The organism is Nonomuraea sp. NPDC050202 (genome assembly GCF_040656115.1).
GTDB lineage: Bacteria > Actinomycetota > Actinomycetes > Streptosporangiales > Streptosporangiaceae > Nonomuraea.
Genome location: NZ_JBFALF010000025.1, coordinates 36,163 through 49,799 on the forward strand (window position 1 = coordinate 36,163; position 13,637 = coordinate 49,799).

Below are 13,637 nucleotides of genomic sequence, written 5' to 3' on the forward strand. Positions count from 1 at the left end.
TGGGGCCGCCTCCCATCCCGTAGGGGGCGCTGCCCGTGCCGTTCTCACGTTCCCCACTGCCGTTGGAAACCATGCGGCGACATTACCGTGATGTTCGTCATTGGGTTCCGAAGTCCTGAGTCCACCATGGTCCTCCCGGGCCCGAGGCGACGCCGACGCCGATGGCCTTCAGGCGGCAGTCCAGGATGTTCTTGCGGTGGTCGCGGCTGGCCATCCAGCCGTCCACCGCCTCCTCGGCGGTGTCGTATCCGGCGCCGATGTTCTCGGCGGCGCCCCAGCGGTATCCGGCGCGCTCCATCCGGTCCCAGGGCGAGGCGCCGTCGGGGGAGTTGTGCGACAGCCGCCCCGTACGGGCCATCTCGAGCGAGTGCGCACGCGCGGAGCGGGTGAGCGCGATGTCCACCCGCAGCGGCCCGCAGCCACGCCGGGCCCGGGCGGAGTTGGTCAGGGAGACGACCCGGGACGCCAGGCCCGCCACGACCCGCACCCCGTCGTCGTGGGGATCGACGACCACCGCGGGGTCGTCCTGCGTGTTGAAGCCGTCGATCTGGTCCTTGGGCGTCCTGGTGGGCCTGGGCGTGGCCGTGTCGCGGGGCGACTCCTTCGTGGTGATGCCCCGGGGGATGCGCTCGGCCTGCGGCTGCGCCTTCCTGGCCGTCGTGGGCGCGGGATTGGCGGTGGCGGCGGCGGGCGGGGCGGTCTCGTTCAGGTAGACGTGCGGGGTGGGCTCGGGGCCGTCGGTCAGCCGGCCGATGAGCACGCCCGTGAAGAGCACGGCCAAGAGGCAGGTCAGCACGCCCAAGCGGCTCCGGCGCCGAAGGCCGCGCTGGGTTTGCCGGGTGTGAGAGATCCGCCACATACCGCCGCTAACGATAGAGATGTCTGGTCCTGGGAAAGAAGGGGTCCCAGGGAAACGAAATCGAACCGTTCTGCGGTCGGGTAGACTCGCCTCGGGTTACCGGTCACTTTGACCTGCACGCCTTTGGGCGGGTAGCTTAGGTTCGTTGTGTGCATAGGTCCAGCGTGACCAATGCGCGGCGCGTCCGGCGTCATCTCCCGTGTTGAGGAGACGGAAGGTCCGGGCCGTCGTGTGCCCGCACCGACCGACCAATGTAGCTGTCGCATCCGACAGCGCCGAAGACGCGAGCATAAAGAAGGCTACGACCGTGCGCACGTACTCACCGAAGCCCGCCGACGTCCAGCGTCAGTGGTACGTCATCGACGCGACCGATGTCGTGCTGGGCCGGCTGGCCAGCCACGTCGCGACCCTGCTCCGCGGCAAGCACAAGCCGATCTTCGCGAACCACGTCGACACCGGTGACTTCGTCATCGTCATCAACGCCGACAAGATCGCGCTGAGCGGTAACAAGCGTGAGCAGAAGAAGGCGTACCGCCACTCGGGCTACCCGGGCGGTCTGCGTTCCGTCAGCTATGGCGAGCTCATGGACAAGCGCCCCGACAAGGCCGTCGAGAAGGCCGTGAAGGGCATGCTGCCGAAGAACTCCCTCGGTCGGAAGATGGCCAAGAAGCTGAAGGTCTACGCGGGTTCCGAGCACCCGCACCAGGCCCAGCAGCCGGTGCCGTTCGAGATCACCCAGATCGCCCAGTAGTAGTTCGAAAGAGTTAGAGGAGAACCGTGGCTGAGCCCACCGGTGTCGAGACGGTCGTAGAGACGGCCGAGCTGGAGGAATTCTCCGGCGAGGACTTCCCGTCCGAGTACACCACCGAGTCCGCCGCCAGCGCCGACGCTCCCGTGCGCAAGCCCGTCACCACGGGCAACTCGTACGGCACCGGCCGCCGCAAGGAGGCGATCGCCCGCGTGCGCATCGTCCCCGGCACCGGCAAGTGGACGATCAACGGTCGTTCGCTGGACGTCTACTTCCCGAACAAGGTCCACCAGCAGATCGTCAACGAGCCCTTCGTGGTGCTCGGCGCCGAGGAGGCGTTCGACGTCATCGCCCGCATCGACGGCGGCGGCGTCACCGGCCAGGCCGGCGCGCTGCGCATGGGCCTGTCCCGCGCGCTGGCGATCCTGGACGTCGAGGTCAACCGCCCGCCGCTGAAGAAGGCCGGCTTCCTCACCCGTGACGCCCGCGCCACGGAGCGGAAGAAGTACGGCCTCAAGAAGGCCCGTAAGGCTCCGCAGTACAGCAAGCGCTAAGTTGGCGCGCCTTTTCGGCACCGACGGGGTACGTGGGGTCGCTGGTCGCGACCTCACGGCGGAGCTCGCCATGGATCTGTCCGTGGCGGCGGCCCACGTCCTCGGCGATGCAGGCGCGTTCGCCGCTACCGGACGCCGTCCGGTAGCGGTCGTAGGCCGGGACCCGCGTGCCTCGGGAGAGTTTCTCGAGGCCGCCGTGGTCGCCGGCCTCGCGGCGTCTGGAGTGGATGTGCTGCGCCTCGGCGTGCTGCCCACCCCGGCCGTCGCCCACCTCACCGCCGCGCTCGGCGCCGACCTCGGCGTCATGCTGTCGGCCTCGCACAACCCGGCGCCCGACAACGGCATCAAGTTCCTGGCGCGCGGCGGCTTCAAGCTGTCCGACGCCGTCGAGGACGAGATCGAGCGGCGGCTCGGCGAGGAGTGGAGCTTCCCCGTGGGCTCCGGCGTCGGCCGCGTACGCGACGCCTACGGGGAGGCCGACCGGTACATCTCCCACGTGCTGACCACGATGAGCGCGTCCCTGGACGGGCTGAACATCGTGGTCGACTGCGCCCACGGGGCCGCCCACATGGTGGCGCCCGAGGCGCTGCTGCGCGCGGGAGCCAGGGTCGAGGCGATCGGCGCCAGGCCCGACGGCCTGAACATCAACGCCGGCCACGGCTCGACCCACCTGGACAAGCTCCAGCAGGTCGTCATCTCGCGCGGGGCAGACCTGGGCGTGGCCTACGACGGCGACGCCGACCGCTGCCTGGCGGTGGACCACACGGGCGCGATCATCGACGGTGACCACATCATGGCCATCCTCGCCGCCGCCATGCACGGCGAGGGCACGCTGGCCAAGGACACCGTGGTCGCGACCGTGATGTCCAACCTGGGCTTCAAGCTCGCGATGCGCGACGCGGGGATCACCGTGGTGGAGACCGCGGTGGGCGACCGCTACGTGCTGGAGCGGATGAAGTCCGACGGCTTCAACCTGGGCGGCGAGCAGTCGGGGCACGTCATCATGCTCGACCACGCCACCACGGGCGACGGCCTGCTCACCTCGCTGCACCTGCTGGGCGTGATGGCCAAGTCGGGCGTGCCGCTGAAGGAGCTGGCCGCGGTGATGACGCCGCTGCCGCAGATCCTGATCAACGTCAAGGACGTCGACAAGGGCAAGGCCTCGGTGCCCGAGCTCGTCGCCGCCGTCGCGGAGGCGGAGGCGGAGCTGGGGGAGACCGGCCGGGTGCTGATCCGGCCGAGCGGGACCGAACCCATGATCCGGGTCATGGTGGAGGCCGCTTCCGAGGAGCACGCCACGCAGGTGGCGGGGCGGCTGGCCGACGTCGTGCGTACGGCCTGCGTCTGAACGACCCTTCCTGTACGGCCCGCGGGGATGTCACCCGCGGGCCGTACGCGTGTCGGCTACTCGTCGCCGGTGAGCGAGAAGACGCGCAGGCGCCGGCCGGCCCAGAAGACCGCGCCGAGGGTGACCACGAGCAGGGCCGGGATGGCGAAGCCGAGCGTGACGTCGGCCTTGAAGAAGGGCGAGTCGCTGAGCTGGTCGGCGATCGACTGGCCCCAGTGCTGGATGGAGAACTTGCGGGCGCCCGGGATGAGGTTGCCCACCAGGCTCTCCCAGACCAGCGCGTAGATGATGCCGATCGTGACCGCGTGCCGGGTGACGACGCCGAGCAGCAGGAAGACGGCGGCGTAGGCGATGCCGGCGACCAGGGTGCCCACCGCGAAGCCGGCCGCGATGCCGTCCTCGCCGCCGATCAGCAGCCAGCCCGCCACGTAGGTGGGCACGGCCCCGAAAACGGCCAGCAGCGAGGCCGCGACCAGGAACTTCGTCTGGATGATGACCGGGCGCGAGATCGGCTTGGACATCAGGTGGATGATGGTGCCGTCGTCGATCTCCGGGGCGATGACGCCGGTGCCCGCGATCAGGCCCAGCAGCGGCAGCATGGTGCTGATGGCGAAGCTCTGCAGCAGCAGCACGGCCGAGCGCTGGTCCCCGCTGCCGACGAGGCGGAACAACACGGCCAGGGCGATCAGGGCGAGCGGGAGCAGCAGGAGCAGGATGATGCGCCGGCGGCCCAGCAGGGCGCGGTAGGTGATGCCCGCCACCACGGTGTTCATTCAGGTGCTCCTGTTGATCAGGTAGGAGAAGACGCTCTCCAGGTCCTCGTCCGCCGGGGAGACCTCGTGGAGGCGCACGCCCTCCTCCTGAGCCACTCGGGGCAGGAGGCGGGCGAACCGGCGGAACTCGGTGGCCTGGACCTCCAGGCCTTCTGGGCGCAGCGTGATGCCGCCGGTCGAGGCGTCGCGGACGAGGGCGGCGGCGAGCCTCCTGTCGTCGCTGGAACGGATCATGAACAGGTGCGGCCGGTCCGTCATCAACCGCCTGATCTCGCGGAAGTTGCCCGACGCCGCGTGCCGGCCCGAGACCAGCACCTCGATGTGCTGGGCGACCCGCTCGACCTCCTCCAGGATGTGGGAGCTGAACAGGATCGTCTTGCCCGCCGTGCCCATGCTCCTGATCAGGTCCATGAGGTGGAGACGCTGGCGCGGGTCCATGCCGTTGAACGGCTCGTCCAGCAGGAGGACGGGCGGGTCGTGGACGAGGGCGGCGGCGACCTTGACGCGCTGGCGCATGCCCTTCGAGTACGTCTCGACGCGCCGGTCCTTCGGCTCCTCCATCTCCACCGTGGCCAGGGCCTTGCGGGCGGCCTCGACCGGGTCGGGCAGGTTGTGGAGGCGGGCGGCGGAGAGGACGAACTGCCAGCCGGTCAGGAAGCCGTATACGCCCTCCTTTTCCGGCACTAAGCCGATATTTCGGTAAATGTGGTGGTTCTTCCACACGGCGGCGCCGTCCAGCGTGACTGTGCCGCCCGACGGGGACAGGAAGCCGGCCATCATGTGCAGGAGCGTCGACTTGCCCGCCCCGTTCGGCCCGAGCAGGCCCGTGACCCCGGGCCCGATCGTCATCGTGACGTCGTTGACCGCCACCACGTTGCCGTACCAGCGGGACACCTGCGAGAGCTCGATCTTCATCGCGCGGCCGCCTTCCTGTAGCGCAGTCCGAGAGCGGCCAGGCCGGCGGCGATCAGCAGCACCAGGACGGCGGCCGAGGCGGGGCCGCTCGGGTAGGCGGCGCTCTCGATGGAGTGCGGCGGGGTGCCGAACAGCCAGTGCTGCACGGAGTCGACGAGCCAGAACGGGTTCGCCAGCCACGCCCACGCGGCCGCGGACTCGTTGCCCGTCGAGTACAGCGAGCCGTAGACGATCGGGACCGAGGCGGACGACAGCAGGTAGACGGTGATCACGGAGGCCACGCCGAGCCCCCGACGCGGCGTGAACGACGCCAGCGCCAGCCCGAACGCCGACAGCAGCACCGACAGCAGCAGCGCCATGAGCACGGCGCCCAGGTACTCGCCCGTGGCCGGCGGCCCCGGCATGTCCACCACCAGCTCGCCCAGGTAGGTCAGCGTCAGCGGCACCGCGATCAGCGCGAACACCGCCACGGTCATCGCCGCCACCTTGGCGCCGACGTACTCGGCGATCGTGACGGGCCGCGAGAGGTAGAGCGGCAGCACGCGGTGGCGCAGGTCGGGCGCGACCACCGTGGGGGCCTGCGCGGCCAGGAAGATCGCGACCACGGCCTGCATGACGACCGCGAAGCCGCTGTAGGGGATGCCGCGCTGCTGGATCAGGGCCATCATGGCGATGCCCACGATGGAGGGCATGATCATGATGGCGGCCAGCGCGAACGGCACGATCTTGCTGCGGGCCGGGCGGCCGAGGCCGAAGACGCCGCGCAGGCTGTGGACGGCCAGCGCCCTGGTCGAGTAGCCGCGGCCGAGCCGGGGGCCGTCGTAGTGGCGATAGCCGATGTCGTAGATCTCAGACATGCGCCACCTCCTCCCTGAAGACGTCCTCGATGCGGTGGCGTCCCTGTTCGAGGCGGATGAGGGCCAGGTCCAGCTCGGCCGTGGCGTCGCGGATCGCGTCGAACGTCTCGGGCCCCAGCACCTTGACGACCAGCAGGCGTCCCTGCCGCGAGACGGTCTGCCCGCCGGCCGACAGCCGGGCGGCCAGCTCGTCGAGGCCCTCGTCCACCTCGACCGTCACCGTCTGCGTGGCCTGCGTGAACTCGCCGATCGCCGACGAGCGCAGCAGCCGCCCCGCGTCGATGACGACGACGTGGTCGCAGATGCGCTCCAGCTCGCCGAGCAGGTGGGAGGTGACCAGCACGCTGATGCCGAACTCGGTGCCGATGCGCCTGATCAGCGCGAGCATCTCGTCGCGGCCGCGCGGGTCGAGGCCGTTGGTCGGCTCGTCGAGGAAGATCAGCTTGGGGTCGTGGACGAGCGCCTGGGCCAGCTTGACGCGCTGCTTCATGCCGGTCGAGTAACCGCCCACGGGGCGGTAGCGCTCTTCGGCCAGGCCGACGTGGCGCAGCACGTCGGCCGCGCGCTCGCGGGCCGCGGTGCGCGGCAGGCCGGACATCCGGGCGAGGTGGACGACCAGTTCGGTGGCGGAGACGTCGGGGGGCAGGCATTCGTGCTCGGGCATGTAGCCGACGAGCCGGCGGATCTCGGCGCCCTGGGCGGTAACGTCCAGATCCAGCACGCGCGCGCTGCCGCCGGACGGCGGCAGCAGGCCGAGCAGGATCTTGATCAACGTCGACTTGCCCGCGCCGTTCGCTCCGACCAGCCCGGTCACGCCGGGTCCCACGGTGACCGTGAGCTGGTCGACCGCGGTGACGGTGGGGAAACGCTTGGTCAGCCCCTCGGTGGCGAGGATGTGCATGTGCCGGACCCTACTAGCCGGGCCGGCGGTGTGGCCTCGGTCATATGGATGAACGGCGTCCTACTTGAGGCCAGAATTTCCGCTGGACCACCAGGGTGACGGTGCCCGCGAGGATCATCCCCAGGATGTTGAGGCCGAGCTGGGAGACGGCGGGCGCGACCTCCGTCCAGTCCGACACGGCCATGGCCACGGCCACGTAGCCGGCGGCGGGCACCGTGGTGACCGAGATGAAGACGCCGATCAGCGCCGACGACTTGCCCGCCGTGATCGACAGCACCCCGGCCGCGCCCGCGAGCACCGCCACGATGAACGACCAGCGGTCGGGCTTGACGATGAACTGGAACTCCTCGTTCGTGGTGAGGTCGCCGATGTCGAACCAGCCCCAGTGATGGGAGACGAACGCGCACGCGTACGTGATCGCGATCGCCACCAGGAACCCGATGACCAGCGTCCGCATCGCCGCGACGATCAGGTGCCACCTGCGTCGCAGCAGGCCGAAGCAGATGGCCGCGACCGGGCCGAACTCCGGGCCGAGCACCATCGCCCCGATCATCAGGATGGGGGAGTCCAGCAGGATGGCGATGCCCGCGAGCTGGGTGGCGATGGCCAGGAAGGCCAGGTACGCCCAGGTCACGCGCGACTCGGTGTAGACCCGCTGCGACAGGTGCTCCCAGATCACCGCGTCGTCGGGATCGCCCGGTGCCTCCTCGATCGCCTCCTCCGCCACCTTGGACAGCGCCAGATCGACCTGCTCGGCGGCGATGGAGCCCTCGGTCTCCAGCCACTTGAGCCTGCCCAGGACCTCGTTGGCCGCCTCCCTGGCCGCGTCGCAGAGGATCACGTCGCCGCGCGGCTCGCGGGCCGCGCCGGGCAGCACCACGAGGTTGGTGACGCCCGGGCAGCCCTCCAGCACTTCGACCGCCTCGTCGGTGCGGGCGGACGGGACGATCAGTCGCAGATGAAGCACGCAGCCATTGTGTCGAACGAATCTTGACGAGGCGTTGATACCGGTACGCGAAGCTCCCTCACATGATCTGGATCTGGTGCCACGACCACGGCGAGGAGTGCTGGTTCGCCGACCTCGACGACCAGGAGTGCGCGGGCAGGTTCGCCCGCTACCTGTTCGAGGAGGCGTTCAGGTCTGGCGGAGCCGCACCCGCCGTACGGAGTGGTCGGCGCCCTTCTTGAGCACGAGGTCGGCGCGGCCCCTTGTGGGGGCGATGTTCTCGACGAGGTTGCGCTCGTTGATGTCGCGCCACACGTTGCGCGCGAAGGCCGTGGCCTCGTCGTAGGACAGCTCCGCGATGTGCCGGAAGTACGACTTCGGGTCCTCGAAGGCGGTGCGGCGGAGCTTGTGGAAGCGTTCGACGTACCAGGTGCGGATGTCCTCGACCTTGGCGTCCACGTAGATGGAGAAGTCGAAGTAGTCGTTGACGGCCAGGGACGTGGGCGGGGCCGGTTGGAGGACGTTGAGGCCCTCGATGATCAGGATGTCGGGATTTTTCACGGTCTGGTGGGCGCCGGGGACGATGTCGTATTCGAGGTGGCTGTAGATGGGCGCCTTGACCTCCGCCGCGCCCGCCTTCACCTCCGCCACGAACCTGACCAGCGCCCGCCGGTCGTAACTCTCGGGGAAACCCTTGCGATGCATGATCTTCTTGGCCTCCAGCACCGCGTTGGGGTAGAGGAAGCTGTCGGTGGTGATCAGCTCCACGTGCGGGTGCTCGGGCCAGCGGGCCAGGAGGGTGTGCAGCAGGCGGGCCGTGGTCGACTTGCCGACCGCGACGCTGCCCGCGATGCCCAGGATGTACGGCACGCGCTGATCGGATTTGCCGAGGAACGCGCTCAGCACGCTGCTGCGCTGCTTGGACCCGGTGAAGTGCAGGTTGAGCAGCCGGGTCAGGGGGAGGTAGATGTCGGTGACCTCGGTGAGGTCGATGGGATCATCGACGCCGCGTAGCTCTTCCAGCTCGTCTGCGGTGAGAGTCAAGGGCGTGTTCTTGCGGAGCTCGCTCCACTGCTCCCTGCTCAGTTCCACGTAGCCGTTATTCACCTAGGCAGCGTAGCGATGTGCCGCGAACCGGACCTCGGCCGGGGCGTCCCCCAGGGATCCACAGCCTGTGGACAAAGACGTGGGATTACCGAGAGCCAGTTCGGGGAAGGAAGATGGGTCTTGGCGAAACGGGCGTGCAACGGCTGACCGGCGGCTACTGTCCCCGACGGGAGGTATTCCGTGGACCGTCGTCGCTTCATCTCCAACGTCGTCGCCGGGATCGCCGGGCCCTTCGCGGGCGTCGCGTGCGCCGGCGCGAAGGGCGGGGCCGACCCCGTGCGCGGGTACGGCCCGCTGCGCCCCGTACGCGACCTGCGTGACGGGAAGGCGCGGCTGCACCTGCCCGACGGGTTCAGATACCGCTCGTTCAGCGTGGCGGGTGACAGGTACAGCGACGGGTCCACCGTGCCGGGCAAGCACGACGGCATGGCCGCCTTCTCCGGACCCAAGGGCAGCGCCGTCCTCATCCGCAACCACGAGGTCGACGGGCCGGTGGGCGCGTTCGGCGACAGGCGCAAGGCCTACGACCCGATGGCCGGGGGCGGCACCTCGACGCTCCAGGTCACCCGCTACGGCGAGGTGATCAGGAGCGCGCCGTCGCTGAACGGCACGATGATGAACTGCTCGGGCGGGCCCATGGCCTGGCGGGCCTGGGTGAGCTGCGAGGAGACGGTCAACGGCCCCGACGTGGTGAACGACCGCTCCGGCGACGACAACTCCAGGCTCACCCGCAAGCACGGCTACCTCTTCGAGGTGCCGGTCGCCCGCGCCGCCACGGCCAGGCCGATCCGCTCCGCCGGGCGCTTCCCGCACGAGTCGGCCGCCTTCGACCCCTCCTCGGGCGCCATCTACCTGACCGAGGACAACTACTCCTTCCCCTCCGGTTTCTACCGTTACCTGCCGCCCAAGCACCCGATCCTGGCCGGGCGGCTGCTCGACGGCGGCAGGCTGCAGATGCTCGCCGTGGACGGCACCGACCGCGCGGACCTGTCGAAGGGACAGGAGCCCGGCGCCGCGTACGGGACCACCTGGGTGGACATCGACGACCCCGACCCCGACTTCACCGGCAGGACCGCCTACGACGAGGCCGCCCAGGCCGTGGGCAGGCAGGGCAGGAAGAAGGGGGCGGCGATCTTCGCCCGGCTGGAGGGGGCGGTGCACCACCACGGCACCGTGTACTTCGTCTCCACCCAGGGCGGGGCCACCGCGCCGGGCGAGCGGGCGCCCGACGGGTTCGGCGACGGGCGAGGGCAGGTGTGGGCGTACGAGACGTGGAGCGGGCGGCTCAGGCTCGTCTACGAGTCGCCGCGCTCGTCGGTGCTCGACCTGCCCGACAACGTGACGGTCAGCAGGCGCGGCACGCTGGTGCTGTGCGAGGACGGCGGCGAGGACAACTACCTGCGCGGGCTCACGAAGAGCGGGGAGATCTTCGACTTCTGCCGGCTGCAGCCCATCGCGGGTGACGACGGGGCCGAGTTCGCCGGCACCACGTTCGGCCCCGGCGGTCACACGCTCTACGTCAACCTGCAGGCCAAGCAGGGCATGTCCATCGCGATCTGGGGGCAGTGGGAGCGCGGGCCGTTCTAATAGATTGGGACGATGATCCTGGGTATCGGCGTGGACGTCGTGGACATCGCCCGTTTCGAGGCGGCGCTGGAGCGTACGCCGCGGCTGAGGGAGCGGCTGTTCACCGAGGGCGAGCGGCCGCTGCCGGTGCAGTCGCTGGCCGCCAGGTTCGCCGCCAAGGAGGCCGTGGCCAAGGCGCTCGGCGCACCCAAGGGCCTCGGGCACCTGGAGGCCGAGGTGCACTGTGACGAGCTGGGCAAGCCCGAGCTGCGGGTCTCCGGCAAGGTGGCCGAGGTCGCGTACGGGCTCGGGGTCAAGCGCTGGCACATCTCGCTCAGCCACGACGCGGGCGTGGCCGTGGCCTACGTGATCGCGGAGGGATAGCTTCGGATCATGCGTACCGCCTACACCGCCGACCAGATCCGGGGCGCCGAGCACGCGCTCATGGCCCGGCTGCCCGAGGGCACGCTGATGCAGCGGGCCGCCGTCGGGCTCGCCGCCGTCTGCGCCGACCTGCTGGGCAGGGTCTACGGCAGACGCGTGGTGCTGCTCGTCGGCAGCGGCGACAACGGCGGCGACGCCCTGTACGCCGGCGAGCGGCTGGCCAGGCGCGGAGCCCGGGTGGACGCCGTGCTCGCCGGGTCCAGGACGCACGAGGCAGGGCTGCGCGCGCTGCTCGACGCCGGCGGGCGGGTCGCCGAGGCGTCCGCGATCGAGCGGGCCGACCTGATCGTCGACGGGCTCGTGGGCATCGGGGCCGCGGGCGCGCTCAGGGAGCCGTACGCGCGGCTCGCGCAGGAGGCCAACGCCGCCCGCGGCGCGGTCGTGGCCGTGGACGTGCCCAGCGGGGTGGACGCGAGCAGCGGGCAGGTGGCGGGGGCCGCCGTCCGGGCCGGGGTGACCGTCACCATGGGGGCGTACAAGACGGGGCTGCTGGTCGATCCCGGCGCCGCCTTCGCCGGGGACGTCCGGCTGATCGACATCGGGCTGGGGGAGTACCTGCCGGATCCCGACGTCGCGGCGCTCACCGCCCGCGACGTGGCGGGCCTGGTCCCGCGCCCGGGCGAGGAGTCGGACAAGTACCGCAGAGGGGTGCTGGGCGTCGCGGCGGGCAGCGACCTGTTCACCGGCGCGGCCGTGCTGGCCGTGGGCGGCGCGTTGCGGGGCGGCGCGGGCATGGTGCGGTACGCCGGCCGCGAGGCGCCGCTCGCCCAGGTGCGCGCGCACTGGCCGGAGGCCGTGGTCACGCTCCTCGACGAGCCCTCGATCGAGCACGTGGGCCGGGTGCAGGCGTGGGTGCTCGGCCCGGGGCTCGGCACCGACGACTGGGCGCACGAGCTGGCGGCCAGGGTGCTGGCCACCGACGTGCCCGTGCTCGTCGACGCCGACGGGCTGACCCTGGTGGCCAGGGACAGGGGGCTGCTGCGGCGGGCCGCGCCTGTCCTGATCACCCCGCACGCGGGCGAGCTGGCCAGGCTGATCCGCGCCGACCGCGCCGACATCGAGGCGGCCCGGCTGGAGCACGCCCGGCGGGCTGCCGCCGAGCTGGGCGTGACCGTGCTGCTCAAGGGCTCGACCACGGTGGTGGCCGAGGACGGGCAGCCGGCGCGGGTGAACGTCACCGGCACGCCCTGGCTGGCCACCGGCGGCACCGGCGACGTGCTGTCCGGGCTGGCGGGCGCGCTGCTGGCCCAGGGGCTGAGCTGCTACGACGCCGCCTCGTGCGGCGCCTACCTGCACGGGCTGGCCGGGCACCTGGCCGCCGACGGCGCCCCGCTGGCCGCCGCCGACGTGGCCACCGCCGTTCCCGCGGCCATCCGTACCGTGACCAGCGCCGGCTCGTGATTCCCGGTTGAAAACCGGACTCGGCCACGAGCCGGAGCTGCCACACTAGAAGGATGTACTCTCCAGTGGCCACGCCCGCTCAGGCGCGGGTCGATCTGGCCGCCATCAGGCACAATGTCGCCCTGCTCAAGGAGCGGGCGGGCGGCGCGGAGGTCATGGGCGCGGTCAAGGCCGACGCCTACGGGCACGGGCTGGTGCCCACGTCCGCGGCGGTGCTGGAGGGCGGGGCGAGCCGGCTCGGCACGGCGTTCGTCAGGGAGGCGCTGGAGCTGCGCGCGGGGGGCGTGACCGCGCCGATCCTGGCCTGGCTGATCACCCCCGGCGAGCCGCTCGACGAGGCGCTGGCCGCCGACGTCGAGCTGTCGGCCGCCGACGTGCGGCTGCTCGACGAGATCGCCGCCGCCGCCAGGCGCGCGGGCCGCGCCGCGAAGCTGCACCTGGAGGCCGACACCGGCATGAGCAGGGGCGGCGCGCCGCTCGCTGCCTGGCCCGACCTGCTGGCCAGGGCCGTGGAGCTGCGGGCCGAGGGCGTCATCGAGATCGTCGGGCTCTGGTCCCACTTCGCCTGCGCCGACATCCCCGGCCACCCGTCGATCGCGCAGCAGCAGGAGGCGTACGAGACGGCGCTGAAGCTGGCCGACCAGGCCGGCGCGGCCGACTCCGGCGTGATCAGGCACCTCGCCAACTCCGCCGCCACGGTGACGCTCCCCGGCACGCGCTACGACATGGTCAGACCCGGCATCGCGATGTACGGCCTGAGCCCCATCCCGGAGCTGGGCGACTTCGGCCTCAGGCAGGCCATGACGCTGACGGCCAGGATCGGTCTGGTCAAGCGCGTCACCGAGGGCGCGGGCGTCTCCTACGGGCACCTCTACGTCACGGGGCACGAGACCACGCTTGGTCTGGTGCCCCTCGGGTACGCGGACGGCATCCTGCGGCACGCGACGGGGCGGGCCGAGGTGCTGGCGGGAGGCCGTCGCAGGCTGATCGCGGGCCGGGTGTGCATGGACCAGTTCATGATCGACATGGGCGACGACCCGCTGTCGGCCGGCGACGAGGTCGTGCTGTTCGGGCCGGGTGACGGGGGCGAGCCGACCGCTCAGGAGTGGGCGGATACTCTCGGCACGATCACGCATGAGATCGTGACCAGGATCGGTTCGCGCGTGCCACGGGTTCACGAGAACGTGACGCAGGGCACTTCGCGTCGGGCATGAGCGG

The 13,637-nt window shown here is 71.0% G+C and carries 15 protein-coding genes; 8 read left to right on the plus strand and 7 right to left on the minus strand.

The window, feature by feature from the left end; all coding sequences use genetic code 11:
• Window positions 1-97 precede the first annotated feature (97 nt).
• On the minus strand, window positions 98-796 hold the full coding sequence (locus AB0I79_RS43600) for a CAP domain-containing protein (RefSeq protein WP_357886253.1): 699 nt from the start codon (window positions 794-796) through the stop codon (window positions 98-100).
• A gap of 370 nt (window positions 797-1,166) precedes the next feature.
• On the opposite strand from AB0I79_RS43600, the gene rplM reads away from it, so the two are divergent.
• Genes rplM through glmM form a run of 3 tightly spaced genes read left to right on the plus strand, consistent with a single transcriptional unit; the run spans window position 1,167 to window position 3,509 of the window.
• Complete coding sequence (gene rplM / locus AB0I79_RS43605; protein ID WP_106236123.1) at window positions 1,167-1,610, plus strand: 50S ribosomal protein L13; 444 nt, start codon at window positions 1,167-1,169, stop codon at window positions 1,608-1,610.
• A gap of 26 nt (window positions 1,611-1,636) precedes the next feature.
• Window positions 1,637-2,161: a 30S ribosomal protein S9 gene (gene rpsI, locus AB0I79_RS43610; RefSeq protein ID WP_253752783.1), complete on the plus strand. Its 525-nt coding sequence runs from the start codon at window positions 1,637-1,639 to the stop codon at window positions 2,159-2,161.
• A gap of 1 nt (window position 2,162) precedes the next feature.
• Complete coding sequence (gene glmM / locus AB0I79_RS43615) at window positions 2,163-3,509, plus strand: phosphoglucosamine mutase (protein WP_357886255.1); 1,347 nt, start codon at window positions 2,163-2,165, stop codon at window positions 3,507-3,509.
• A gap of 56 nt (window positions 3,510-3,565) precedes the next feature.
• Here glmM and AB0I79_RS43620 read toward each other — a convergent pair whose 3' ends face one another.
• Genes AB0I79_RS43620 through AB0I79_RS43640 form a run of 5 tightly spaced genes read right to left on the minus strand, consistent with a single transcriptional unit; the run spans window position 3,566 to window position 7,922 of the window.
• Window positions 3,566-4,282: an ABC transporter permease subunit gene (locus tag AB0I79_RS43620; protein ID WP_357886257.1), complete on the minus strand. Its 717-nt coding sequence runs from the start codon at window positions 4,280-4,282 to the stop codon at window positions 3,566-3,568.
• A complete protein-coding gene (locus AB0I79_RS43625) occupies window positions 4,283-5,197 on the minus strand; it encodes an ABC transporter ATP-binding protein (protein WP_357886259.1) in 915 nt (304 codons plus the stop codon).
• Window positions 5,194-6,054, minus strand: coding sequence for an ABC transporter permease (locus AB0I79_RS43630; RefSeq protein ID WP_357886261.1), 861 nt, complete (start codon window positions 6,052-6,054; stop codon window positions 5,194-5,196). Before AB0I79_RS43630 ends, AB0I79_RS43625 begins: the two co-directional genes overlap by 4 nt.
• Window positions 6,047-6,955, minus strand: coding sequence for an ABC transporter ATP-binding protein (locus tag AB0I79_RS43635; protein ID WP_357886263.1), 909 nt, complete (start codon window positions 6,953-6,955; stop codon window positions 6,047-6,049). Before AB0I79_RS43635 ends, AB0I79_RS43630 begins: the two co-directional genes overlap by 8 nt.
• Before the next feature lie 40 nt (window positions 6,956-6,995).
• Window positions 6,996-7,922 (minus strand): DUF389 domain-containing protein, encoded by a 927-nt coding sequence (locus AB0I79_RS43640; RefSeq protein ID WP_357886265.1) that lies wholly within the window; start codon window positions 7,920-7,922, stop codon window positions 6,996-6,998.
• A gap of 62 nt (window positions 7,923-7,984) precedes the next feature.
• On the opposite strand from AB0I79_RS43640, the gene AB0I79_RS43645 reads away from it, so the two are divergent.
• Window positions 7,985-8,143, plus strand: a complete 159-nt coding sequence (locus AB0I79_RS43645) for a hypothetical protein (RefSeq protein WP_357886267.1) — start codon at window positions 7,985-7,987, stop codon at window positions 8,141-8,143.
• Here AB0I79_RS43645 and coaA read toward each other — a convergent pair.
• A complete protein-coding gene (coaA, locus tag AB0I79_RS43650) occupies window positions 8,091-8,993 on the minus strand; it encodes a type I pantothenate kinase (protein WP_357886459.1) in 903 nt (300 codons plus the stop codon). The genes AB0I79_RS43645 and coaA overlap by 53 nt on opposite strands.
• A gap of 195 nt (window positions 8,994-9,188) precedes the next feature.
• Here coaA and AB0I79_RS43655 point away from each other — a divergent pair, with 195 nt between their 5' ends.
• Genes AB0I79_RS43655 through alr form a run of 4 tightly spaced genes read left to right on the plus strand, consistent with a single transcriptional unit; the run spans window position 9,189 to window position 13,633 of the window.
• Window positions 9,189-10,595 (plus strand): alkaline phosphatase PhoX, encoded by a 1,407-nt coding sequence (locus tag AB0I79_RS43655; RefSeq protein WP_357886269.1) that lies wholly within the window; start codon window positions 9,189-9,191, stop codon window positions 10,593-10,595.
• A gap of 12 nt (window positions 10,596-10,607) precedes the next feature.
• Window positions 10,608-10,958: a holo-ACP synthase gene (locus AB0I79_RS43660; protein ID WP_357886271.1), complete on the plus strand. Its 351-nt coding sequence runs from the start codon at window positions 10,608-10,610 to the stop codon at window positions 10,956-10,958.
• Between the two features lie 9 nt (window positions 10,959-10,967).
• Window positions 10,968-12,419, plus strand: coding sequence for an NAD(P)H-hydrate dehydratase (locus tag AB0I79_RS43665; RefSeq protein WP_357886272.1), 1,452 nt, complete (start codon window positions 10,968-10,970; stop codon window positions 12,417-12,419).
• Between the two features lie 53 nt (window positions 12,420-12,472).
• Window positions 12,473-13,633, plus strand: a complete 1,161-nt coding sequence (alr, locus tag AB0I79_RS43670; protein WP_357886274.1) for an alanine racemase — start codon at window positions 12,473-12,475, stop codon at window positions 13,631-13,633.
• Window positions 13,634-13,637: the final 4 nt, after the last annotated feature.